The organism is Rhizobium sp. BT04 (genome assembly GCF_030053135.1).
GTDB lineage: Bacteria > Pseudomonadota > Alphaproteobacteria > Rhizobiales > Rhizobiaceae > Rhizobium > Rhizobium binxianense.
The window spans coordinates 4,271,036-4,294,540 of sequence record NZ_CP125652.1 but is presented as its reverse complement, the minus strand read 5'-3'; the positions used below and the strand labels follow the sequence as shown (position 1 = coordinate 4,294,540).

The 23,505-nt window shown below is 62.5% G+C and carries 24 protein-coding genes and 2 pseudogenes; 9 read left to right on the top strand and 17 right to left on the bottom strand.

All coding sequences use genetic code 11. The features are described 5' to 3' along the window. Positions 1-74: 74 nt before the first annotated feature. The 3 genes from bla to dmeR form a co-directional block, all read right to left on the bottom strand. The gene (gene bla, locus QMO82_RS29340) at positions 75-989 is read right to left on the bottom strand and encodes a class A beta-lactamase (RefSeq protein ID WP_183606171.1); all 915 of its coding nucleotides are present in this window, start codon (positions 987-989) and stop codon (positions 75-77) included. A 147-nt stretch (positions 990-1,136) separates the two neighbouring features. Then, positions 1,137-2,138: a CDF family Co(II)/Ni(II) efflux transporter DmeF gene (dmeF, locus tag QMO82_RS29335; protein WP_183606170.1), complete on the bottom strand. Its 1,002-nt coding sequence runs from the start codon at positions 2,136-2,138 to the stop codon at positions 1,137-1,139. A gap of 23 nt (positions 2,139-2,161) precedes the next feature. Continuing rightward, complete coding sequence (gene dmeR / locus QMO82_RS29330; protein WP_049734460.1) at positions 2,162-2,434, bottom strand: Ni(II)/Co(II)-sensing transcriptional repressor DmeR; 273 nt, start codon at positions 2,432-2,434, stop codon at positions 2,162-2,164. A gap of 262 nt (positions 2,435-2,696) precedes the next feature. Here dmeR and QMO82_RS29325 point away from each other — a divergent pair, with 262 nt between their 5' ends. Next, positions 2,697-3,191, top strand: a complete 495-nt coding sequence (locus QMO82_RS29325; RefSeq protein ID WP_183606169.1) for a GNAT family N-acetyltransferase — start codon at positions 2,697-2,699, stop codon at positions 3,189-3,191. Here the strand turns inward: QMO82_RS29325 and QMO82_RS29320 are convergent. The 4 genes from QMO82_RS29320 to QMO82_RS29305 all read right to left on the bottom strand — a co-directional run bounded on the left by QMO82_RS29320 (position 3,188) and on the right by QMO82_RS29305 (position 5,801). Continuing rightward, positions 3,188-3,451, bottom strand: coding sequence for a hypothetical protein (locus QMO82_RS29320; protein WP_183606168.1), 264 nt, complete (start codon positions 3,449-3,451; stop codon positions 3,188-3,190). The genes QMO82_RS29325 and QMO82_RS29320 overlap by 4 nt on opposite strands. A gap of 93 nt (positions 3,452-3,544) precedes the next feature. Continuing rightward, positions 3,545-4,459 carry a cytochrome c gene (locus QMO82_RS29315; RefSeq protein WP_183606167.1) on the bottom strand — a complete coding sequence of 305 codons (915 nt, stop codon included), beginning with the start codon at positions 4,457-4,459 and terminating at the stop codon, positions 3,545-3,547. 136 nt (positions 4,460-4,595) lie between these two features. After that, positions 4,596-5,036, bottom strand: coding sequence for a cytochrome c (locus QMO82_RS29310; RefSeq protein WP_183606166.1), 441 nt, complete (start codon positions 5,034-5,036; stop codon positions 4,596-4,598). A gap of 129 nt (positions 5,037-5,165) precedes the next feature. Further along, on the bottom strand, positions 5,166-5,801 hold the full coding sequence (locus tag QMO82_RS29305) for a LysE family translocator (RefSeq protein WP_183606165.1): 636 nt from the start codon (positions 5,799-5,801) through the stop codon (positions 5,166-5,168). Positions 5,802-5,931: 130 nt separating this feature from the next. On the opposite strand from QMO82_RS29305, the gene QMO82_RS29300 reads away from it, so the two are divergent. Beyond that, positions 5,932-6,624, top strand: a complete 693-nt coding sequence (locus QMO82_RS29300) for a YafY family protein (RefSeq protein WP_183606164.1) — start codon at positions 5,932-5,934, stop codon at positions 6,622-6,624. A gap of 224 nt (positions 6,625-6,848) precedes the next feature. Here the strand turns inward: QMO82_RS29300 and QMO82_RS29295 are convergent, their stop codons facing one another. Continuing rightward, on the bottom strand, positions 6,849-7,691 hold the full coding sequence (locus tag QMO82_RS29295; RefSeq protein WP_183606163.1) for a metallophosphoesterase: 843 nt from the start codon (positions 7,689-7,691) through the stop codon (positions 6,849-6,851). Positions 7,692-7,831: 140 nt separating this feature from the next. After that, a complete protein-coding gene (locus QMO82_RS29290; protein WP_138387752.1) occupies positions 7,832-8,434 on the bottom strand; it encodes a superoxide dismutase in 603 nt (200 codons plus the stop codon). Between the two features lie 211 nt (positions 8,435-8,645). Here QMO82_RS29290 and QMO82_RS29285 point away from each other — a divergent pair, with 211 nt between their 5' ends. Continuing rightward, positions 8,646-8,972: a hypothetical protein gene (locus QMO82_RS29285; protein ID WP_183606162.1), complete on the top strand. Its 327-nt coding sequence runs from the start codon at positions 8,646-8,648 to the stop codon at positions 8,970-8,972. 220 nt (positions 8,973-9,192) lie between these two features. Next, positions 9,193-9,846, top strand: coding sequence for a class I SAM-dependent methyltransferase (locus tag QMO82_RS29280; protein ID WP_183606161.1), 654 nt, complete (start codon positions 9,193-9,195; stop codon positions 9,844-9,846). Positions 9,847-9,903: 57 nt separating this feature from the next. Here QMO82_RS29280 and QMO82_RS29275 read toward each other — a convergent pair whose 3' ends face one another. After that, positions 9,904-10,248: a nuclear transport factor 2 family protein gene (locus QMO82_RS29275; RefSeq protein WP_183606160.1), complete on the bottom strand. Its 345-nt coding sequence runs from the start codon at positions 10,246-10,248 to the stop codon at positions 9,904-9,906. 330 nt (positions 10,249-10,578) lie between these two features. Between QMO82_RS29275 and QMO82_RS29270 the strand changes: the two genes are divergently transcribed. Continuing rightward, the gene (locus tag QMO82_RS29270; protein WP_183606159.1) at positions 10,579-11,820 is read left to right on the top strand and encodes an MFS transporter; all 1,242 of its coding nucleotides are present in this window, start codon (positions 10,579-10,581) and stop codon (positions 11,818-11,820) included. 33 nt (positions 11,821-11,853) lie between these two features. On the opposite strand, the pseudogene nadE reads toward QMO82_RS29270, so the two are convergent. After that, positions 11,854-12,137 (bottom strand): annotated as a pseudogene (gene nadE / locus QMO82_RS29265) (NAD(+) synthase); the annotation flags it as partial. On the opposite strand from nadE, the pseudogene QMO82_RS29260 reads away from it, so the two are divergent. Together QMO82_RS29260 and QMO82_RS29255 are read left to right on the top strand one after the other, a co-directional pair. Beyond that, a pseudogene (locus QMO82_RS29260) lies at positions 12,137-12,413 on the top strand (LysR substrate-binding domain-containing protein); the annotation flags it as partial. The pseudogenes nadE and QMO82_RS29260 overlap by 1 nt on opposite strands. A gap of 161 nt (positions 12,414-12,574) precedes the next feature. Then, positions 12,575-13,120: a hypothetical protein gene (locus tag QMO82_RS29255; protein ID WP_183606158.1), complete on the top strand. Its 546-nt coding sequence runs from the start codon at positions 12,575-12,577 to the stop codon at positions 13,118-13,120. Between the two features lie 188 nt (positions 13,121-13,308). Here QMO82_RS29255 and QMO82_RS29250 read toward each other — a convergent pair whose 3' ends face one another. After that, on the bottom strand, positions 13,309-14,196 hold the full coding sequence (locus tag QMO82_RS29250) for a branched-chain amino acid aminotransferase (RefSeq protein ID WP_097621535.1): 888 nt from the start codon (positions 14,194-14,196) through the stop codon (positions 13,309-13,311). Positions 14,197-14,442: 246 nt separating this feature from the next. Between QMO82_RS29250 and QMO82_RS29245 the strand changes: the two genes are divergently transcribed. Then, entirely contained in the window at positions 14,443-15,486 is a 1,044-nt protein-coding gene (locus QMO82_RS29245; RefSeq protein ID WP_183606157.1) for a zinc-dependent alcohol dehydrogenase family protein, read from the top strand. 18 nt (positions 15,487-15,504) lie between these two features. Here QMO82_RS29245 and QMO82_RS29240 read toward each other — a convergent pair whose 3' ends face one another. Then, positions 15,505-16,323, bottom strand: coding sequence for a sugar phosphate isomerase/epimerase (locus tag QMO82_RS29240; protein ID WP_183606156.1), 819 nt, complete (start codon positions 16,321-16,323; stop codon positions 15,505-15,507). A 415-nt stretch (positions 16,324-16,738) separates the two neighbouring features. Between QMO82_RS29240 and QMO82_RS29235 the strand changes: the two genes are divergently transcribed. Then, entirely contained in the window at positions 16,739-17,206 is a 468-nt protein-coding gene (locus QMO82_RS29235) for a cupin domain-containing protein (RefSeq protein ID WP_183606155.1), read from the top strand. 98 nt (positions 17,207-17,304) lie between these two features. On the opposite strand, the gene QMO82_RS29230 is transcribed toward QMO82_RS29235, so the two are convergent. The 4 genes from QMO82_RS29230 to QMO82_RS29215 form a co-directional block, all read right to left on the bottom strand. Further along, complete coding sequence (locus QMO82_RS29230; protein WP_183606154.1) at positions 17,305-18,003, bottom strand: TetR family transcriptional regulator; 699 nt, start codon at positions 18,001-18,003, stop codon at positions 17,305-17,307. A 66-nt stretch (positions 18,004-18,069) separates the two neighbouring features. Next, complete coding sequence (locus QMO82_RS29225; protein WP_183606153.1) at positions 18,070-19,359, bottom strand: alpha/beta hydrolase; 1,290 nt, start codon at positions 19,357-19,359, stop codon at positions 18,070-18,072. 1 nt (position 19,360) lies between these two features. Then, positions 19,361-22,411, bottom strand: a complete 3,051-nt coding sequence (locus QMO82_RS29220; protein WP_183606152.1) for an efflux RND transporter permease subunit — start codon at positions 22,409-22,411, stop codon at positions 19,361-19,363. Then, complete coding sequence (locus tag QMO82_RS29215) at positions 22,408-23,505, bottom strand: efflux RND transporter periplasmic adaptor subunit (RefSeq protein WP_183606151.1); 1,098 nt, start codon at positions 23,503-23,505, stop codon at positions 22,408-22,410. Before QMO82_RS29215 ends, QMO82_RS29220 begins: the two co-directional genes overlap by 4 nt.

The following is a 23,505-nucleotide window of genomic DNA, read 5'->3' as shown; positions in this document are numbered from 1 at the left end:
GCACACAACGTGCCTGATCAATGGGTCACGGCTGACTTGGCGGAGAGTACACCCTCCGCCGCATGTTTAATGCTTCACACCATCTCGACGATCATACGCCCAACGTCGGCGAAGACCGGGTTGAGATCCTTTACCGGCGCGGTCGCCTCGGCGATATAGACGGCGGCGACGATCGGGCCGCGGTTGGGCGGCCAGATGACGGCGATATCGGCGAGGGAGCCGTTCGGGCCGGTGCCGGTCTTGTCGCCGACCTTCCACTCCGCCGGCAGGCCGGCCCGCAGCCGCTCGCCGCCGGTCGTGCTTGCCACCAGCCAGGCGATCAGTCTGTCGCAGGAGGCTTCGGCAAGCACCGAGCCGAGCGTCAGGTTGCCGAGCGTGTCGAGCATCGCATCCGGCGTCGTGGTGTCGCGCGGATCGCCCTTTTTGCCCTCGTTCAGCGTCGGTTCGGTGCGGTCGAGACGCGTCGTGCCGTCGCCGATCGAGCGCAGCCAGTCGGTCAATCCCGCCGGCCCGCCGAAGCTTTCGAGCAGCAGATTGCCGGCGGTATTGTCGCTGACCGTCACCGCCGCCTCGCAGAGTTCGGCGATCGTCATGCCATCGGCGCCGGCGTGTTTTTCGCTGAGCGGCGAATAGTCGACGAGCTTGTCCTTGCCATAGGTCACCCGCCGGTCGAGCTTCTCCTCGCCCTTGTCGGCGCGGGCAAGCACGAAGCCGGCGGCCAGCGCCTTGAAGGTGCTGCACATCGGAAAGGCCTCGCTGCCGCGATAGCCGAAGGAGATGCTCGTCTCAGTGTCGAGCACCGAGACGCCGAGGCGGCCGCCGGTACGCTTTTCCAGCGCGGCAAGGCGACGCTCGATGTTGTCGTCGCCCTCCTCTGCACTCTCCTTGGCCCCCTCTTCGGCCCCATCCTCGGCGTTGGCGGGCAGGCCCAAAACAGGCAGGCAAAGCGCCGAGCCGAGCAGCAAGCGGCGGGTAAGGTTGAGATTCATGTAATCCTCCGGCGAGTCGGAGAACAGAGCTAAGGCGAGATTGCGGCGGCATCTCGTTCCCACGGCGAGTTTATCGCCGTCGTGCGACTTTGTCGCCGTCGTGCTCCGATGTCGTCCGCTGCAGCGCGTTTTCGCCCCCGGGGCCGACTACGCGGCGCGCGTGACCTCAACCGTCACATGCGACAATTCCGTCAGCGCCGAAAGCCTGCCCTTGTAGAAGGCCGGCTCGCGCGGCGTCGCGGTGACGACGGCAACGATGGCGGCGTGGTGGCCGGGGCCGACCTGCCAGACATGCAGATCGGTGATCCGGTCTTCCTCAGTCTCGATCGCATGGCGGATCTCGGCCGGCAGCGTCTCGCCGTGCGGGACGACATCGAGAAGAACGCCGCCCGAAGATTTCATCAGGCTCCAGGACCAGTTGGCGATGACCAGGCCACCGACGATGCCCATGATTGGATCGAGCCAGAGCCAGCCGTAGAGGCTGCCGAGCGTCAGCGCCGCGATGGCGAGCACGGAGGTCATGGCATCGGCGATGACATGCAGATAGGCGGCGCGGATATTGTTGTCGCCGGGCTTTGCATGGTGATCGTGATGGGCATGATCGCCATGATGGTGGCCGTGGTGACCGTGCGCGGCATGATGACCGTGTGCGTGCGCATGATTACCATGCGCGACATGACCGCCGCCGGCCAACAGCCAGGCGCTGACCAGATTGACGGCAAGGCCGATCACCGCCACCGCGATCGCCTGGGCAAAACCAATCGGCACCGGGTTTGAAAGGCGCAGCCAGCTTTCCCAGGCCATCAGCAGGGCGATCAGGGCAAGGACGATGGCGCTGGCGAAGCCGGCGAGATCGCCGAGCTTGCCGGTGCCGAAGGTGAAACGCGGGTTGTGCGCCTGCTTGCGGGCGAAGAGATAGGCGAGCGCCGAAATCAGCAGCGCGCTGGCATGGGTCGACATGTGCCAGCCATCGGCGACCAGCGCCATCGAGCCGTAGGCCGTGCCGGCGGCGATTTCCGCCACCATCATCACCGCCGTCAGCGCGATCACCAGCCAGATGCGCCGCTCGTTGACCGCATGATCGGCGCCGAGGAAAACATGATCATGTTCCAGGGCATCCATTCCAGCCTTGTCGATTCCGGCATGCATTACAGGCTCCTTCGTCACGGCACTCAGCGAATATAAGTTCTCAGCACTTCCGATATTTCCTCGACCGCCTCGGCCCTGGCGGCGTCGTCATCGGCATTCAGCACATGTTCGCGCAGATGATCGTCCAGTACCTCGCCGGTCAGCCCGGTGAGGGCGCCGCGAACGGAGGCGAGCAGCTGCAGGATTTCGCCGCAGGGGCGCTCGGCCTCGAGTGCCCGCTCGACGGCCTCCATCTGCCCCTTCAAACGGCTGACGCGGGCGATGAGCTTCTTTTTCTGCAGGGTGGTATGGGACATGACCTACTACATAGCATAGGGGGGTATACTATCAAGAGAGACAAACCGGATCACAGCCGATGCGCGGCGATCGGCCATTGACAAACACGGCATTTCCGACGATTGATGATTGATGATCAAAAACGCGCACCAGAGCCGCTCGTATTTTTGGCTGTACCTGTAAAGGGCGGCCGGACAGATCATATTGTCAACAAGCCGCCGTCAGGCGGCTTTGTTGTATCGGCAGCGTCCTGACGGCAGAATATCAAAGGACGCGAAGACCATGACCGAAATCGAAGACAGCGAAATTTCACTGATGCGCCCGTCGGTGGTGACGATCCGCGCCGCCAAGCCGCGCGACCTGCCCGAACTCAACGCCATGATCGCCCTGCTCGCCGCCCATCATGGCGATCCCTCGGGCACGACGCCGGAGCAGCTCGAGCGCGACCTCTTCGGCCCGCTGCCCTGGATCACCGCACTCGTCGCCGAGACCAGCGAAGGGCTGATCGGCTACGCCATTCTCGTGCCGCTCTACAGGGCGCAGGAAGGCAAGCGCGGCATGGATCTGCACCATCTTTTCGTGCGCGACGGCCATCGCGGCCACGGCACCGGCCAGTTGCTCGTCGACCGGGCGCGCGAGACCGCCCGCAATGCCGGCTGCGGCTACCTCTCCGTCAGCGCCGCCACCGGAAACGTGCTGGCGCACCGCTTCTACGAACAGCTGGATTTCACCCCGCGTCCGGTGACCGGCATGCGCTATATGCAGTCGATCGCTTAAGCCGGCGGGTGTTTGTCCGCCTGCCTTTCAAGCGCCGGCCGCGTCGCCCATTGGTGGAGCGCGGCCTTGACGAAGGCAAGGGCGGCTGCGCGCGCCGGCGCCGGATCGCTGGGGTCTTCCAGCCTCTCGGCGAAGCGCGCCTCCATCGCCGTCATCGTCTCGTCGAACCAGCGCGCAAGCAGCAGGTTGCGCCCAGAAAGACGTGCCCGCATCCGGCAGATGACAAGATCGAGTTGTTCAAGAGTCGGTTTGGTGTTCATGGATAGCCTCGATTGACGAGACTGAAGCATGGCACGTCGCGATCTTTCCGATTCGCTCGTTGCGCTCTCGCTCTCAGTTTTGCGCGACATGCTTTAACGTCCCGGCACGGCCTTCAGATAGGCGGCGATCGCTTCGCGATCGGAGGCCGGTAGATGGGCGATGTTCTGCTGTACATCGACCATCGAGCCGCCGACGGAATCGAAATCGGGGGTGAAGCCGGTTTCGAGGTAGCTGGCGATATCGGCCTCGCTCCAGCCGCCGATGCTCTTCGAGGCCGGGGTGATATCCGGTATGCGGCCCTTGCCTTCCGGATTGGGGGCGCCGGCGAGCCACTGACCCGCCTGGAAGCCGCCCAGCGCATCGCGCGGCGTATGGCATTCGCCGCAGTGACCGGGGCCTTCGACGAGATATTGTCCGCGCTTGATCTTGTCGTCGCTCTTTACAAGCGCGACGCGGGGCTGATCGTTGAAATAGAGGAATTTCCAGCCGCCGAGCGCCAGCCGGATGTTGAAGGGGAACGGCAGCTCATGCGGGGCCGCGACGTTTGCACTCTTCGGCAAGGTTTTCAGGAAGGCGAAGAGATCGTTGACGTCCTTGTCGCTCATGCGGGAATAGGAGCCGTACGGAAAGGACGGGTAGAGGTGCTGGCCGCCCGGGCCGACGCCGCGCTTCATCGCATTGCCGAACTCGGCCAGCGTCCAGGCGCCGATGCCTGCCTTTTCATCCGGTGAGATGTTCGGGACGTGGAAGGTCCCGAAAGGGCTCTTCAGCGCCAGGCCGCCTGCAAGCGTCAGCTTTGCATCGCCTTCGGAACCCGGTGCTGCATGACAGCTGACACAGCCGCCCGCCCAGAAAACCATCTGGCCATTGGCCGGATCCGGCGCGCCGAGACCCGCCCAGTGGCTCTCCGGCAGCGGATCGGGTGCGGTGACGAGATAGAAGGCGCCCCCGCCAAGCACGGCGACGCCGATCAGACAGAGCAGTAACCGGATGAACCTGCGGACCATGCTCCGCCTCCCCTTTTGCCGAGATTTCCTGCGCGGGGCGATTCTGCGACCAGCCGCACGGGCGGAGAATAAGATGATCCGCGCCGGCGGCAAGGCCGGCGCGGATCGCGTATCAAGTTCCAGATCAAACGGCCTATCAATCCTTGAGGCGATAGGCCTTGTGACAGCCGCCGCAATTGGCGCCGAGCGTGTTGACCGTGGCGCCGACGGCGGCGGCATCGGCCGGAAGCTGCGCCAGCGCGGTTTCGGCGTCGGTGGAGAGCTTGGCGGCGCGCGCCTTGAAGTCATCCATGTTTTCCCAGATCTTCGGGCTCGCCTCTTCGTCGCCCGTTTCCGTGCCCGGCTTGAACTGGTCGGGGAAGACCTTGGCCGTTGCGGCGATCGTCGTCAGCGCCGCCTTCACCGCCTCGGCGTCATAGGGCTTGGTGCCCTTGGCTATGGCTGCCAACGCACCGGCCGAACCGCCGATCTGCTTCATCAGGGCAATGCGCGAATCATGCGTGCCATCGGCGGCGGTCACCGAACCGAAGGCTATTCCGGCCATCGCTGCGGCGGCAGCTACTGCTTTCCAATTCATATTCCTCTCCAATTTTCTGAAGGCCAAGGCGGCCGGCGGCCAATCTGCACCGGGAGCATGACAAAATCCATGGCGGAAGGCAGTCACGTTTTGCCGGATCACCATAAAAACAATGTGATATATGCAGACTCAGGCGCTTTTCCAACCCTGCCAGAGGCTGAGCGCGGAGACCGCAACCAAGAGTAGGCCGGCAAAGCGGCCAACAAAGGCGGTGACGTCGGGGTTGGCGACCAGCAGGTCCCGACTGCGGCCGGCCGTCATCGCCAGCGTGCCGTAGATGGCGAACTGGGTGACGACGGTCATGGCGCCCATGATCAGGCCCTGCATCCAGATCGGGCCATATTCCGGTCTCAGGAACTGCGGGTAGACGGCAAACATGAAGATATAGGCCTTCGGATTGACGAGACAGGTGACGGCGCCCTGGCGGAAGGCGCGCCAGCCGGAGCGCGCCGTTCCCGGCCCGACCGCCTCGACGGTGATCGAACTGCGGATCAGCGAAATGCCGATCCAGATCATGTAAGCGACGCCGGCAAAGAGCAGCACGTTGAAAAGTTGCGGCAGCATGGTGACGAGCACGCCGACGCCGGCCGCGCCATAGGCCGAATGGACGGCACCGCCGGCCATGATGCCGCCGGTTGCCGCCAGCCCCCGCCGGACGCCGCCGGTCAGCGAATTGGCGAGCACGAAGAGCATGTCCATGCCCGGAACGATGATGATGCCGAACAGAAGGGTGAAGAAGAGCCAGAGGTTTTCATGGTAGTTCATGTCAGTTATCGCCTTGTCGGTCTGCGGGCTGTTTTGAAAGACCCTGATTGATTTCAATCCGATAGGCGGCTCTATACGGGAACCCAACTGACAGTGTATTGTCAGGAGCGTAGGGGATGGGAGAGGTAAAATGCGCAAGGCCTCGCGGCTTTTCGAGATCATCCAGATCCTGAGGCTGGCCAGAAAACCGATGACGGCGGCTGTCATGGCCGAGACGCTCGAGGTGACCGTGCGCTCGATCTATCGCGACATTGCCGCCCTTCAGGCGATGCGGGTACCGATCGAGGGCGAGCGCGGCATCGGCTACATCATGCGGCCGGGCTTCGATCTGCCGCCCTTGATGTTCTCGATCGAGGAAATGGAGGCGATCGTGCTGTCGCTGGCGCTGCTGGACCGGACGGCGGACGAGGAGCTGAAACAGGCCGCCCGCCGGGTCAACCGGAAGATATCAGGCGCCGTGCCGGCGCCGCTGCGCCAGGCGATGGACACCAAGGCGCTTTATGCCTGGGGCTCGATCGCGCAGCCGGCCGGCTTCGACCTGGCGATCGTGCGCCGGGCGATCCGCGACGAATGCAAGCTGACGCTCGGCTACCGCGACGAGCTCGGCCGCGCGACGGAGCGAACGGTCCGGCCGATCGCGCTGATCTATTATTCGCAGACCGCCAATATCGTCGCCTGGTGTGAGCTGCGCCAGGCGATCCGGAATTTCCGCAGCGACCGGGTAGAGCGCTGCGAGGAGGCTGATGGCTTCTTCAAGGGTGAAGGCGACGGGTTGCGGGAGCTGTGGACGAGCGGATGGAGGGAGGCACCGGTGACGGTTTGATGTGCGGCGCCCGCCCCTCATCCGGCTGCCGCCACCTTCTCCCCGTATACGGGGGATAGCCGCAGCCTCTCCGTTCCTCGCCCCCCTCTCGCAGGGCACGTCCCCTCGCCCCGTTTTTACGGGGAGAGGGTTAGGGTGAGGGGCAGCTATCGGCGCGAACCGGACAGCCGTGGGACAAGCCGAGCATGACGAGGTTGGCAGACTTCGTCAGCAATCTTTCGCCGCTAATAAGCCAGCGTACGGCTCTCCTCCCGGCCGAAGCCGCGGATTTCGATGCGGTCGGCATGGACCTCGACGATCGCGAAGGCGTTTTGCGTTTCGGTGTCGACCACGCCCTTGAAATTGACGAAGTGGCAAGCGCCGGCCTTGCCGTAGTTGCCGACGTGGTCGTGGCCGTTGAGATAGGCGACGACATTGCTGCTGGAGGCAAGCAACTCGACGATGCGCTCGCTGTCCCACATGCCGTGCTCACTTGGGGGATGCACCGGATAGTGATTCATGACGATCACTTTCTCGGCGGCCGCGGCCGCATTTGCGATTTCATCGCCGAGCCAGGCGAACTGCTCATCGCTCAGCGCAGCATTCCAGCGATGAGCATTCGCCGCACCCCTGGCCTGCAGCGCCGCCAGCATCTCGGCGGCCAGCGCGCGATGAGGATGGCCTTCGGGCGGCGCGAAGGTGCTGACCTCGTTGCCGTCGAGCACGATGAAACGCCAGCCGTGGCGGGAGAAGCGGTAATAGGGCGACGGCATGCCGAGACGCGTGGCGACTTCGCAGAGATGGCTCGACGAAACCGAAAAATCGTGGTTGCCGAGCAGGAACAGCGCCTCGTGCCGCAGCTTGTCATAGACCGGCAGGATATCGTCGAAGCTTGAAAAGCTGCGGTCGATGACATCGCCGAGCGTCATGATGAAGCTGAGCTCCTCGCCGTTAAACACCTCGATCGCTTCGGCAACCTTGGCAAGGCTGTTGGCGTAGTGGCGGTCCATCGCAATATGCGGCGCGATCGCCGCATATTGCGGGTCGGCGATGATGCCGAAGCGGAACAGGGGAGAAGCGGAAGACATGGGGCGTGATTAGGAGCGGCCGGTGACAGGCATGTGACGGCTTTCGCGTGAAAACAAAACACCCGGCGCTTGAGACGCCGGGTGCCAAACTCAAAGAAGCGATTTGACATCGCCGCCGATGGCGGCGAGTCCGGCGCCGCTTACTTCGTGGCTGCTTCGTAGCGTTCCAGGACGTAGTCCCAGTTGATCAGGCTATCGACGAAGGCTTCGAGATATTTCGGGCGGGCGTTGCGATAGTCGATGTAATAGGAGTGTTCCCAGACGTCGACGCCGAGGATCGGCGTGGCGCCGTGAACGAGCGGGTTTTCGCCGTTCGGGGTCTTGGAGATTTCGAGCTTGCCGTTCTTGACGGAAACCCAGGCCCAGCCAGAGCCGAACTGGGTGGCGCCGGCATTGGCGAAATCGGCCTTGAATTTGTCGTAGCCGCCGAGATCGGAGGCGAAGGCCGCTTCGAGCTTGCCCGGCAGCTTGTTGCCGCCGCCGCCCTTCTTCATCCACTTCCAGAAATGGATGTGGTTGTAGTGCTGGGCGGCGTTGTTGAAGAGGCCGGCATTGGTGCCGAAGGACTTCTTCACGACGTCTTCGAGCGAGAGGTCCGACAGACCTGCTTCAGCGGCGAGCTTGTTGCCGTTGTCGACATAGGCCTTGTGGTGCTTGTCGTGGTGAAACTCCAGTGTTTCCTTCGACATGAAGGGAGCAAGCGCTTCGTAGTCATAGGGAAGTTCAGGCAATTCGAAAGCCATGTCAGATCTCCTCTTGGCAATAGATTGCGTCTCGGCAGGTGAGGCGGAACATAGGAGGGGAAAGGGGGAGAGGCAACCGGCGAAATATCAAAAAACGACCGGCCGGAGGAAAATTTGCCTCAGTTGCGGGGCTTGAATCGTTTGGACAAATCGCCTGGCTTGCCCGCCCGCGAAAACCGCTTTGCCTGTGAGAGATCAAGGGAGACCCGATATGAACAGGAATATAATCCAGCTTCTCGCCGCCGCCGCGCTGCTTTCGCTCTCAACTGCAGCGCATGCCTCCTCCGACGAGGCCTGGAAGCAGCTCGCTACCGACGTCGAGGCCAAATGCAAGAAGGCGGCGGTCACGATCGAAAAGCCCAGCGCCACCGTCGATCCCTTCGGCAGCTCGCATTACGGGCTCGCGCTGGTGACGGGCAAGCCGAAGGGGGCCAAGGGGCTGATTGCCCAGATCTGCGTCTACGACAAACAGAAGAAAACCGTCGAGATCGGCAGTGAGCTGGGCGCCAAACAGCTTGGGCTGATGCCGGCAAAATAGGATGTCGCAGCCATTCAGGTTTGTGCCTTACGTCACCTTCATGGGGAACCGGAACCTACTCTCAGGAGTTCAAAGGCTGGGTTAGAGCGGCTCAGCTTTTTATGAAAGCTCAGAACCGCTCTAACTTTTTTGTTTTACGCAATTCAGGCAAAAGCGCTTCGCGCTTTGCCCGGCAAAACCGCTATGCACTTTTGCTGGAATTGCTTGGGGAGGCGCCGACATGTCAGAGTTTCGCAACCGGGCGGAAGACCAGCAAAAAATCTATCAGCGCTGGGCACCGGTCTATGACCGGGTCTATCGCGGCATCCTGCGCGATGGCCACCGCAAGCTGGCAGCTCTCGCCGCCGCAGCCGGCACCGATATTCTGGAGATCGGCGTCGGCACCGGCCTGACGCTTGGGCATTACCGGCGCCACTGCCGGGTAACCGGCATCGACATTTCCGAACATATGATCGCGCGGGCGCGCGAAAAGGCAAAACGAGAAAAGCTTGAGCATGTGCAGGCGCTAGAGGTGATGGATGCGCATGCCCTGAGCTTTGCCGAGAACTCTTTCGATGCGGTCTGCCTGCCTTTCGTCATCACCCTCATCCCCGAGCCCGAACGGGCGCTTGACGAATGCGCCAGGGTGCTGAGGCCGGGCGGCGAGATCATCCTCGCCAGCAAGCTCGGCGACGGTGCCGGTCTGCAGGGCGCGATCGAGACGGCGGTGGCGCCGCTGGTGCGTCACATCGGCTGGTCCTCCGCCTTCCGCCTTCATCGCATCATCGCCTGGGCCGAGCGCCGCGGCGATTTTGCCGCTGCCGAGATCCTGCCGGTCTTTCCGAACGGCTTCTTCAAGATCGTCCGGCTGAAGCAGAGCGGGCTTGCCGCCTGAGAGGGGATTTTTCCCCGCACCCGCGGGTTCCACTATAATGCCGGCATTCGTCCGAGCTTACAGATTCCGACCGAAATAAACCTCCACGGAGGCGATCTTGTCGGCGCGGAAGCGAAGATTCTCGATGTTGCGGAAGCTGCCGCCGTCCAGTTTTTCGGCGCGGTAGCGGACGACCGCCTCGTCGCCGTCCATCGCCAGGAATTCGATGTGGATGCCGCGAAAGACCGGTTCCCCAGGCCAGCAGCGCTCGAAATAAGTCGCTCGGTCGATGTGGTCGTCACGCGGACTGGAGAAGGTGAAATCCTCCGTCAACATGGCGCCGACCACATTCTTGCGGTCGTCGAGATAGGCGGCGTAGAGACTACGGACGGTCCGTTCTCGGGATGTGCGCATGTCGCTCATGGCAATATCCTCGGATTGACCGATTGCATAAAGCAATCAGTCCTGTTCTAGCACTTTTGCCGGAGAGGGTCCAGCTTACGGCTCTTATTTTCAAAGACAGGCCGCCGATGCGGAAACGCCGTCTTGAAGGACCGGCGACAAGACGGTTATATCAGCACGTGCCCGCCCTGGAACGACGAGCGCATGCTCCGATAGGCCCGTGCGCTCGACTTCGAAAAGCTCGATCTCAGGACAGTTTCGCCCGCGCCGATTTCCTCGCTGCGGCAATGGGCACATCGTTCCATCAGGCGCGCGGGACTTCGCCGCACGATCAATGCCGAGGCCGAGAGAATGACCGATACGCAATTGGACGCCGCCAGCGCCAAGTTGGGCTCGATCTACTGGAAGCGCAACCTTGCCATCTCGCTGATCGGCTCCTTCACCACGATCGTGGCGATGACGCTGCTGCTTCCCTTCCTGCCGCTCTATGTCGAGGAACTCGGCGTCAGCGACCATGCGGCGATCGTGCAATGGTCGGGGATCGCCTATGGCGCCACCTTCTTTGCCGCCGCGCTCGTCGCGCCACTCTGGGGGCGGCTCGGCGATATCTATGGCCGCAAGCTGATGCTGGTACGCGCCAGCCTCGGCATGACGCTGGCGATCTCGCTGATGGGCATGGCCGGCAATGTCTGGCAGTTGGTGGCGCTGCGCCTCTTCGTCGGGCTTGCCGGCGGCTATGCCTCCGGCTCGATGGTGCTGGTGGCGACGCAGACGCCGAAGGACCGCTCGGCCTGGGCGCTCGGCGTGCTCTCCTCCGGCATCATGGCCGGCAATCTCGTCGGGCCGCTGATCGGCGGGGCGCTGCCGCCCATCATCGGCATCCGCGGCACGTTTCTCGCCGCCGGCGCGATGATCTTCCTCGCCTTTCTCGCCACCGCCTTGCTGATCAAGGAGGAGAAGTCGCCGGCCCGCAAGCAGGCGGCCAAGGCCAGCGGCGGCTGGAAATCCGTTGCCGACAAGCGGCCTGTGATCGCCATGCTGGCAACCGGCATGCTGTTGATGTTTGCCAATATGTCGATCGAGCCGATCATCACCGTCTATGTCGCGCAGCTCGTGCCCGTCGAAGCCCAGGTGACGATCATATCGGGCGTCGTCATGTCGGCGGCCGCCCTCGGCAGCATTCTTTCCGCCTCCTGGCTCGGCAGGCTCGCCGACAGGATCGGCCACTGGCCTGTCATCGCAGGCGCGCTCGCTGTCGCCGGGCTGCTGCTGATTCCGCAGGCTCTCGTTACCAGCTCCTGGCAGCTGATCATCCTGCGCTTCCTGATGGGCGCAGCACTCGGCGGGCTGCTGGCCTGCATCACTGCTGTCATCCGCCACAGCGTGCCGGACAGTGCGGCCGGCAGCATTCTCGGGCTTTCCATCTCCTCGCAATATGTCGGCCAGGTCGCCGGTCCCATCCTCGGCGGCTTCGTCGGCGGGCATATCGGCATGCGCTCGGTTTTCCTCGGCACCTCGGTGCTGCTTCTGGCCGGCGCTGCCTATGCCTGGATGGTACGGCCGAGGGATGCGGAGAGATCCCGCGCCGCCTGAGAATGGGGGCAGCGGATGCAGGACCGACGACCGTCAGAGCGTGTTGACGGCCACCGGCAAAGCGCGTTTGTGGGCGGTCGCCCGATAGGCGGCAAGAATCCGGCGGCGGGCGATCTCGCCGACCGGCTTGCCTTCGAGAAAATCGTCGATCTCGTCATAGCTGACGCCATAGGCCTCCTCGTCGGGGCGAGCGGCCGCTGGTCCTCGAGATCGGCTGTGGGCACCTTGAACACCAGCTCGTCCGGAGCGCCGAGACGTTTTGCCAGCAGGCGGACGCGGCGCTTGTTGAGGCCGGCGAGCGGCAGGATATCGGCGGCGGGAAAGCCTCAAGATCGGCGGCAACGTCGTCTCCAACAGCGTCGAGATGCTGCGCTTCCTGCACTCAATGGCTAAGGCATCTTCCTGGCGCCGAGTTTCGTGGTGTTCGACGACATCGCCGAAGGCGGCTGGTGAAGTTCATGCCGGACTACCCGCCGGTGGAGTTTAACATCAACGCGGTCTATCCCAACCGCAGCCACCTGCCGACGAAGGTGCGACTGTTCATCGATCGCCTGGCGGAGAGATTTGCGGAGCATCGGGAGTGGATGACGTGAGGGGGAATTTACATTGGAGGTCGCCCCTCACTGCAACACAACGGAATTCTGCAGCAATGCCGTTCGGCCGCAAAAATGCCTCGACTTCGCTGGACACCATTCGACTATGAAAAACAACAGGTCCGTCGGTTGTGTCCATAGACATTTGGAATGTTCGGCGAATGGTCATCGCCGCTTTTCTTGGCACCGCGTGTGCCGCCTACCATCGCGCCTTGGATTTTTGGCCGATTGATTCGGCCGATGGTTTACGAGGACTCTTCGATCTATTGGGAGGGCCGCTGCTCTTTCTGTCGGTCGTGGGCGTACTGTTCGTTTGGTTTATCGGCGCATTTGTCGCGTTATATCGGCGTCGTATCCGTGGAATGGTGAGTCGTCTTGTTGCTATCATCATTGTTCCGGTTTGCTTTGGGACGATGATCACCGTGCCTTTATTCGATCCTTGGCTATGGTACGTCATTTTCAATAAGTCGGGTTTCGAAGCGGCGGCAGCCGCAAGTGGCTCTGCACAGAACGGTACGATCATCGAGGGGCGCGACGTTTCGACAGGGATCGCCGGCGCGGGTTACAATCATTTTGTCGCTCTCATCTTTAGCGAAAGCGATCCGCCCAAACTGGTTTATGGCGACAGCGATGAAGAAAAATTGGCAGCCAATTCGGTGCTGACGCACCTCTACGGCAATTTCTACAGGCGAGATGAGTACTTTTGACGACACGAGAACTGAGAGGCTGCGGCTATCCCCCTTCGCCCCGCAAGCGGGGAGAAGGTGCCGGCAGGCGAGAGGGGCGGGCTGGGCTCTGATTCGCCGAACCGCTGCAGCCCTGCGCTTGCGCTTCGGGCGTTCGTCGCTGCAATCGATTCACTGGATCGATTGCTCCCGCTTCGCGGGACCTCTCCTCACTCCTCGCTCTCACTCCTGCCGTGGGCCCAGTCCATGTAGAGATCCAGCGCCTTGCGGGTAACCGGGCCTTCCTGGAGGTTGCGGTCGTCGAGGCGGATGACGCCGACGACTTTGGAGTAGTTGCCGGTGGTGAAGATTTCATCGGCGGCAAGGAAATCCTCGACGGAAAGGGTTGCTTCGACGACGTCGAAACCGGCCTTGCGCAGCAGGTCGATGACGCGGGCGCGGGTGATGCCGGCAAGGAAAGTGCGGTTGGCGGCCGGCGTCATCACCACGCCGTCGCGCACCAGGAAGACATTCGACGAGGCGGTCTCGACGACATTGCCGTTGAGATCACGCACCAGCGCATTGTCGAAGCCGCGGCTGCGCGCCTCGGCGATCATCCGGCCGCTGTTCGGATAGAGCGAGCCGGTCTTCGCCTCGGTCATCGCGGTTTCCGGCGACGGGCGGCGATAGGGCGAGACGGTGAGCTTGGTGCCGCCATGGCCGCCCATCGGCGCCTCGAACAGGCAGAGCGCGAAGCGGGTCGATTCCGCATCGACGGACACGACGCTGCCGGGCGAGCCATGTTCACCCCAATACATCGGCTTGATGTAGATCGGCGTGGCGCCGTCGAATTTCGCAACTCCTTCCCAGGCGAGCGTCGCAATCTCCTCCGCCGTCTTTACCGGCTTCAAGCCTATCGCAAGTGCGGAGCGGTTGATGCGCTGGCAATGCAGGTCGAGATCAGGTGCGATGCCGTCGAACCAGCGGGCGCCGTCGAAGACCGTGGAGCCCAGCCACATGGCGTGCGAGGTCGGCCCGATCAGCGGCGGATTGCCGGGGAGCCATTCCCCGTCGACATGAGTCCAGGTGGTTGAACGTGGTGATGTATCGACGGCCATGCTGCCCTCCCTGTAAAGCCGGCAAAGCAAAAACCTCCGCGGCAAGCCGGGTCAAGGACAAATCCTGCGCTGAAACATGGAAGCAAGAAAATGCCGGCGGACGGCGCCAGCCCGCAATATTCGTGCGCAGCGACCCGGCCTTCAGCGATGGGTGCATCAGCAAAAATGATGGGATGGAATATTGGAATGGCTGGCTGCCACATGCGATGATGAGGGCAACGCCGATAGACAGTAAGGAAGACGCCGATGAAAGCCATGTTCTACGAAGCCTTCGAACAGGCGCCCGAAATTCGCACCCTGCCCGATCCGACGCCCACCGAGGACGGCGTCGTCATCGCGGTCGGCGCCAGCGGGCTCTGCCGCAGCGACTGGCATGGCTGGATGGGCCACGATCCGGATATCCGCCTGCCGCATGTGCCGGGACACGAGCTTGCCGGGCGGATCGTCGCCACCGGCCGCGGCGTGATGCGTTTCAAGGTCGGCGACCGGGTGACCGTGCCCTTCGTTTCCGGCTGCGGCCATTGCGCCGAGTGCCATTCCGGCAACCAGCAGGTCTGCTCCAACCAGTTCCAGCCGGGCTTCACCCATTGGGGATCCTTCGCCGAATATGTGGCGATCGATTATGCCGATACCAATCTGGTGCATCTGCCCGATACGATCGACGATGCGACGGCGGCCAGCCTCGGCTGCCGCTTCGCCACCTCGTTTCGCGCCGTCGCCGACCAGGCACGCACCGGGCCTGGCGAATGGATCGCCGTGCATGGCTGCGGCGGCGTCGGCCTGTCGGCGATCATGATCGCCACCGCCCTGGGCGCCAATGCGATCGGCATCGACATATCCGAGGAGAAACTCGCTTTCGCCAGGGAGTGCGGGGCGGTGGCGACGGTCAATGCGTCAGGCGTCGCCGACGTGGCGGAGGCGGTACGCGAGATCACCAAGGGCGGCGCGCATGTGTCGATCGACGGGCTCGGCCATCCCGCCACCTGCTTCAACTCGATCAAGAACCTGCGCCGGCGCGGGCGGCACGTTCAGGTCGGGCTGATGCTCGGCGAGCATGCGACACCGCAAATCCCGATGGCGCAGGTGATCGGCCACGAGCTCGAAATCTACGGCAGCCACGGCATGCAGGCCTGGCGTTACGACGCCATGCTGTCGATGCTTTCGGCCGGCAAGATCGCCCCGCAGAAGCTGATCGGACGCCGCGTCAGCCTTGAGGAGGCGGTGCCGGCGCTGATGGCGCTCGACAAGGCGGAGGCGACCGGGATCAGCGTGATTACGCGGTTTTCGTGAGAGGACATAACAACCGCCTTATTCCGCCACCCCGATCGAGGCGAGATAAGCGGCAGAGGCCGGGATCTTCGATTTGTCCTTGATCTCGATGATCAGGCGCGGGTTGCTGTCGAGCTTGGCGAGAGCCGCAAAGACGGCGTGCCAGTGGATCGAGCCTTCGCCGAGGCTCCAGTGGCGATCGGCATAGCCGTCGGCATCCTGCAGATGGACGTGCTGCAGGCGGTTGCCGGCGGCCTTGACGTAATAGTCGACCGGGGGAGCGCCGGTATAACCATGGGCATAATGGGCGTGGCCGGTGTCGATCGAGACGGCGACGGCGGGCGAATGGAAGCTTTCGGCCAGCGCCACGCGGATATGCGGATCCTTGTCTTCGATGTTTTCGAGGACCATGGTGCAGCCGATATCCTCGGCCCGCCTGATGGCGTCGCGCAGCGTCAGATGCACGCGCTCGACCAGTTCCTCGCGGGCGCCGTCATTGTTGTCGAGGTTGTTGTGGGACCACGAGTTATAAGGGCTGTGGACGACCATCTGCGTCGCGCCGATGGCGGCGCAGACATCGAGGCCCTGCAGCAGTCGCCTTGTGACGACGGCGCGGATATCGGGATCTTCCGAGGCGATGGTAAAACCCCAGAACGGGCCGTGAATGCCCAAGCGGCCGGTATGACCGTCGAGAAGCCTGCGCGCACGTTTGGCGAGCGGCGCCCAGTCGCCGTTCAAAACCTCGGCATCGGCGAAGCTCTGCAGTTCGAGATCGCGGGGCTTTTCGAACAGCCAGTCGCGGTGAAGCTCGACTTCATCGAGCGTCATGGCAGCGCCGACGACGGGAAGAGAAGACATGGATGCGCTCCATAAATTTGAATGATCAATGTGAAAATGGAAGAACGGTCAAGAACGGCCGCCGCGTTCTATGCGCCCCTTCAGTGTCGGCCGTATTACAGGCGTGGAGCCGGAAACCCTCCGGCCTCCGTCATTTCTGCATAGCTGGTGCCGCATTATCGGGCCTTGCGAAAACGACGTTCCGTACAGATATCCGCACCGACAGCTCGTGATGCATAGGCGCGCGGACTGCACTGAACTCTCGGCAACGAAGCCGTTCGTTCATCGCTTCGGCGACCGAAACGCGCCGTGTTGCCGGCGTTCGGCGATGGTGATCCCGACAACAAGGCGGTTGTCAAAGCCGGCCTAGAGGTTTAACGGCTGCGCCCGCAAGAAAGGGCCTGCAAGAAAAAGCCCGTAAGAAGAAGAAAGAGACATGATGTCCAACTCATTTGTGAAAATGCATAGCAGCGATAAGGCAAAGCGCTTTTTCGTCCTCGGCGACCGGGTCGAGCGGCAGCTGCGGCTCCGCGGAACCTGGCTGAATATCTTCGACGTCACCGTACCACCCGGCAGCCGGACGCCGAAACATGCGCACGCGAGCCCTGAGGTGTTCCGCATCCTCGAGGGAAGCCTGACGGTCTGGCGGCTGACGGACAGCGGCCCGGAAGAGATCGAGGCGAGGCCTGGCGACATCGTGACCATCGCGCCCTTCGTGGTGCACGGCTATTCCAACCGCGGCACCGTCCCCGCAGTCTTTTCCGCCGTCGTCGATCGTGAGATGGCCGAGTTCATCGAAGCGGAAGGCACGACCGAACCACCGAAGGCCAGCCCTTCGGCGGAGACCATCGCCCGGATGACGGCAGCGGCGAATGCTTACGGGATCACCATCCTCGCCGCCTGACTGCCGCTTCTGGTGGGCGTCATCCCGCGGCGAACTGGGGAGCGCGTTTCGGTCAGGACGAGATCATCATGCAGGCGAGGTTGATCGAACGAATGCTTTCACGCGATTTCTTCGGACCATGCAGAACCGTCGAACTCAGGCCGGCTCAACCGCGACTCATTCCCGCGGCCAGGCTGTCCTCGCCTGGGGGGAACTTGGCCGAGAGCTGCAACTGCGAAGGAAGCGAGTTCCTGAGCAGATAGCTCACAGTGGTTCAAAGGCTGGGCGCCGATAAATCTGGGGTCCCACAAGGAGATGATCGAGAGGCAAAAGCAGGAGGCGGCCGCGTCGACATTCCTCGGAACGAACTCTTCAGTCGCGATGCCGGCCGAAACGAGCTCCCCCACCGTCGCCGTAAGTCGGTTCAGATGACCTTTGAACGATGGCCAACTGCGTTCAGCGGCAAGAACAGCGAGGCTGAACATCTGGCTGTCACCGTCGCGCGCCTGCAGCATCAGGCGGTGTTGTCCGAGCGCGGTTTCTTTCAGGCGGCTCGCCGCACTGGTGAGCTCGCCGTCGGCAGACGGAGTGAAGCGGAGGTCAGTTTCGAAAAAATTCCCGGCGATGGCATCCCAAATCGCCGCCTTGGAGGGGAAGATTTTGTACACACTTGCCGGCGACTTCCCCAGCAGTCGCGCGATATCGACGACGTTTGTTTTCGTAGGCCCGTACAGCCGGCACGCTGCCGTGCCGGCTTCGACGATCGAGGAGATATAGCCAGTCTGCGGCTGGTTTTTTACAGTCGTGCCGACTTTCATTCGCCAATCTTATCTAGTCCGCATGCTGGACGGGTCTCAGACCGCTCTGATCGAGGCGGCTGACGATCAGTACGCAATTTGACCATCCACCATCTTTCCCCCATTCGAGGAGAGCTCCCGCTTCAGGATTTCTCGCGCCTCGGGGCTGATGACCGCGACTGGAGCCGCAACGGCTACGCGCGCTGCCGAGCCGGCGAAATTGGCCGCTGTCATCCCGATCTGATCGGCAACGCTTGCCTTTCCGCCCTCGAGGCTCTGCCCTGCCAGCCGCCGCCCGAGCAGGCGCACGATCTCGGGACTGTCGGCGAAGGCATTGTGGCCGAGCGGATCGTTCGTCGCGATGGCGCTGGTGTCGATAACGGAAACGCCGAGTTGGTCGAGAAGAGGCGCGTAAGGCCTGAGATCGGACCCGCCGACGCGGCTGACGCCACCCGATAGCCAGCTCGACATCTCCAGCGCCTTGTCGCGCGTCGATGTCAGGATCGCAAAGTGCGGCCGTTTCGGCCCCATCTCGGTGAACTGGCGACGGAACACGTCGATATCGATGTCCGGCGATGCGAGAACGACGTTCTTCACCTTCGCCGGGATTGATTTCTCGCGCATGGCGACGCCGCGCAGCGCCTCGGCCGCAAGCCAGCCGCCCATGGAATGCGCGAGAATCGTCACATCGGAGACGTCGGGACTTTTCACAGCCTGGAGGAGCAGATCCTCCAGAGCGCGACGCGAATAGTTGGCGCTCTCCTTGTCGTAGAGGTAATCGAAGACACGGCCCCTTGATGGCCAGGTGAAGAGGATCGGTGTGGCGTCGGTTCCCGAGTCATGGACGATCTGCGCGAAGCGGAAGACGGCATCGGCATAGGTGTTATTGAAGCCATGCACGAAAATGATGACCTGATGCTTGGTGTTTCGATTCTTCCGGTACCAGTCGAACGCTTGGCCCTCGGATTGCACCTTGGCAACCTGCGTGACCGCAAACTCCCTTTGCGGGTTGGGCGGCATGCGGGACGGCCACTGCACCTCTCCGATCTTGCGGTTCCGATCGGGCGGGATGGATACGTCGACGCTGTTAAGGGAAATCGCCGTCCCGCGGTCGCCGGAAAAGAGTTTGCCGGGATCCTCCGAGGGCTTGCGTGTCGTGGCGACGAGCATGGTGACCCGGCTCGTGCCGGCCGGGGCCGCGGCGAGAGGCTGCAGGACATCCTGCACCCGGTTCGCGCAACCCGATGTAACGAGTGACAGGGCCACAAAGACCGGGACGGCTCGGCCCACGCGGGCAGCGATCGCCTTGGCGAACCCAAATCCAATGCCGGTGAGACCCTGGGCAATGCGCCCAGGGAGTGAGGGGGATATGGTCATCTCAGTGCTGCTCGGCTTCGCGAGGAATCCGGAACCAGGCGACGTAGAGCGCCGGCAGGAAGAGAAGCGTCAGCGCCGTTCCGACGACGATCCCACCCATCATCGCGTAAGCCATCGGACCCCAGAAAATCTCATGCGAGATCGGGATCAGGGCCAGAGTCGCGGCCGCGGCAGTGAGCATGATCGGCCGCATGCGGTGTTCGGTCGCCTCCACCACCGCCTTCCATGCCGACATTCCCTCTGCACGCAGTTCCTCGATCTGGACGATCAGGATCACCGAGTTGCGGATGAGGATTCCGACCAGCGCGAGCACGCCCAGGAGCGCGACGAAGCCAAGCGGCGAGTTGCTGGCGAGCAGCGCCACGACGACGCCGATGAGCGCCAGCGGAGCGACCGAGAAGACCAGGAACAGCCTGTGGAAGCTCTGAAGCTGGATCATCAGCAGTGTCGCCATGATGACGAACATGGCCGGCGCCACCTTCGCGATCGGACCTTGCGACTTGGCACTTTCCTCGACCGCGCCGCCGACCTTGACCGAATACCCGGCCGGCATCGTCTTTTCGAAGGCCGAAACCTTGTCGGAGAGCGCCGTCACAACGGTCGCCGGCTGCGTCGCATCGCCGATCCCGGCCTTGATCGTGATGGTCGGAATTCTGTCGCGCCGCCAGATCGTCGGCTGTTCGAGCTCGTAGTGGAAGGTTGCGACCGATGACAGCGGGACGGATTGACCGCTGCTGCTCTGCAGTTGCAGGTCAAGCAGGGTGTCGATCGAGCCCCGCTCCTTTTCCGCGGCACGGCCGATGACGTCGACCAGATAGATGTCATCGCGAACCTGCGTTACGGCATTTCCTTGTACGACAGTGTTGAGCGCCATTGCGATGTCCTGAGACGAGACGCCGAGCTGTCTGGCCTTATCCTGCAGCACGTCTATCTTGACGACACGGGCCGGCTCGTTCCAGTCGAAGGCAATGTTCCTGAGGGAAGGATAAGTGCCGACAATCGAGCCCAGCTTCTGTGCCAGATTGCGCACCGTCTGCAGATTTTCGCCGGACACACGGTACTGGATCGGCTTGCCAACCGGAGGCCCGATGTCGAGAAGCTTCACGTAAGCGTCCGTTCCCGGAAATGTCTTCTGCAGGTAGGTTTCCATCTGCTGCTTCAGCTTGTCTCTGACGTCGAGCCCCTTGGTGACAATGACCGTCTGGCCGAAGGAAACGTCAGCCGGCTGCACGTCGAAGGAAAGAACGAAGCGCGGCGCACCCCTGCCAACATATGTCGACCAATGCTCGATGCCAGGGTTGTCAGTCAGCATCTCATGTTCGAACTGGGCCATCTGGCGGCTCGTTTCGGCGATCGAACTGTTCTGCGGCAGATTCCAGTCGACGATCAGTTCCGGACGGTCAGAGCTCGGGAAAAATTGCTGTTGCACCATCGACAGGCCGGCGATCGATCCAGCGAAGAGAAGGACCGTTGCGACGATCGTCATCCAGCGCCAGCGCAGGCAGAATTGCAGCAGGTTCGAAAACGCCTTCGCAAACCGACCCTTGTGCTCAGCGTGCTTCTTCATTGTCTTTGGTAGAATGGTCACCCCGATCAGGGGCGTGAACACGACCGCGACCACCCATGAAACGACGAGCGAAACCGCGATGACGACAAAGAGCGTGAAGGTGAACTCGCCAGCGTTGCTCTTGTTGAAAGCGACGGGGATGAAACCTGCGACAGTGACGAGCGTGCCCGTCAGCATCGGGAAGGCCGTGGATGTGTAGACGTAGGTGGCGGCCTTCGTGAGACTGTCGCCCGCTTCCAGCCGTGCAACCATCATCTCGACGGCGATCATGGCGTCGTCGACGAGGAGGCCGAGCGCGATGATCAGCGCTCCAAGCGAGATGCGCTGCAGCGATATGCCGGTGTAGAACATGACCATGAAGGTGATGGCGAGAACGAGCGGAATCGCGATTGCCACCACCAGGCCGGCCCTCATCCCCAGACTGATGAAGCTGATCGCGAGCACGATCGCGACTGCCTCGAACAGGGCTTTCGTAAAGCCGCCGACGGCCTCCTCAACCACCTTCGGTTGGTCGGATACCTGTTCGACGGAGACCCCGACCGGAAGCTCCTGGGTGATTTTGCTCATCGTCTTGTCAAGCGCTTCGCCGAACGCAAGCACATTGCCGCCCGTCTTCATGCCGATCGCCAGCCCGATGGCGGGCTTTCCGTTGAAGCGGAAGAGTGACGTCGGCGGGTCGACGTAGCCACGGGTGATCGTGGCGACGTCGGTCAGCGGGAAGAACCGGTCGTTTACCCGAAGATTGATCCCCCGCAAGGTGTCTTCAGAGATGAAACGCCCGCCGACCCGCAAAGCGACCCGCTCCGGCCCCGTTTCGACAAAGCCGGACTGGGTGACGGCGTTCTGCGCCTGCAGCGTGGCAATGATGGCGGAGCGGTCGATGCCGAGAGCGGCGATCTTGCGGGTGGAGAATTCGAGGTAGATCACCTCGTCCTGCGCGCCGGCGATGTCGACCTTGCCGACGTCGGGGATGTTGAGGATCTGTGTTCGGGCATCCTCGGCGAAATCGCGCAGTTCTCTCTGACTGAGGCCGTCTGCCGTGAAGGCAAAAATATTGCCATAGACGTCGCCGAACTGGTCATCGAAGAAGGGTCCGACCACGCCTTGGGGAAATTCGTGCTTGATATCGTCAATCAAGTTGCGGACGCGCGACCAGGTGGGTTTAACGTCCCGCGCGTTGGTATCCGGCAGCAGGTCGACGAAGACGATCGTTTGACCGGCCGTGGTAATGCTGCGGGTATGTTCTAGTTTGTCGAGTTCCTGGAGCTTTTTTTCGATGCGGTCGGTAACCTGCTGCGTCACCTCCTGGGCAGAGGCACCTGGCCACTGGGCCTGGATCACCATCGTCTTGATCGTGAAGGACGGATCCTCCTCGCGTCCGAGCCCGAGATAGGCAAAGGCGCCGGCCACCGCGAACATGATCATGAAGTACCAGACGAGAGAACGATGCTCGAGCGCCCAGTCAGAAAGGTTGAATTTGTTCACGGGCGTGGCTCCTGTCCGAGTTGCACTTTCTGTCCATCGGTGAGTTCATCGACTCCGGCAATGACGATCTCTTCCCCTTCCCGCAGGCCCGCGTGAACCAGGACGGAACGCGGGACGGACGCCGGACCTTCCAGTTCAACCACTCTCGGAGCGACAGTGGCTGTCGAGCGATCTACCACCCATACCTGGCTGGTACCGCCTTCATGGCGAATGGCGGAGAGCGGCAGCGTGATCGCCTGCTTCCTTTCTCCGACAAGCGGCGTCGCAGTGATCACGGCGCCAAGGCGGAAGATGTCCGGCGCCTGATCGATCCCGATCTTCAGCCGATAGGTGCGGGTATTGGGATCGGCCTGCGGTGCGATCTCGCGGACCGCGCCAGTTGCCTGGATCCTGCTGTCGAGCTGCAGGGCGACGTTGAAGCGGTCGTCCAGGCGAATGCGACTGAACTGCGCTTCCGGCACGTCGACGACCACGTCGCGCTGCTCGAGACGCGCCAGTTTCAAGACCGGCTGGCCGGCCGAAACCGTCTGGCCCATTTCCGCGGACGTGGCGGTCACGACACCATCGAACTCGGCCTTCAGCTCGGCGTAGCCGAGCTGCTCGTGCGCCTTCGCAAGGCTGGCCGTCGCTTTCGCGACATTGGCGGCAGCCGATTTGAGTTGTTGTTCGGCAAGATCATGATCCGCAATGCTTGCTGCGCTGCTCTGCATAAGCTTTCGCTTGCGCATTTCCGTCGTCGCAGCGTTCTCCAACTGCGCCTGGGCGTTGCGCAGTTCGGCTTCCGCGCTCTTGACTGCGAGTTGCAGAGTGAGAGGATCGATTTCCGCCAGGACATCGCCCTTGTGCACCAGGTCCCCAACATCGACCTTGCGGGACACCATTCGCCCCAGCGTCCGAAACGCCAGGTCGGTCTCGATGCGGGCCCGAACCACGCCGGGCGAGCTTGCGATTTTGTCTTGTTCGGCCGCGGCCATGACGACTTTGACAGGACGGGGAGCCGTCTCCTCCCCCGCGACGGAGCTCTGATCGCAGCCTGCAAGCAGCGACACTGACAGAAGAAGCGGGAGAGAGGTACATATGCGATTGAGGGTCAT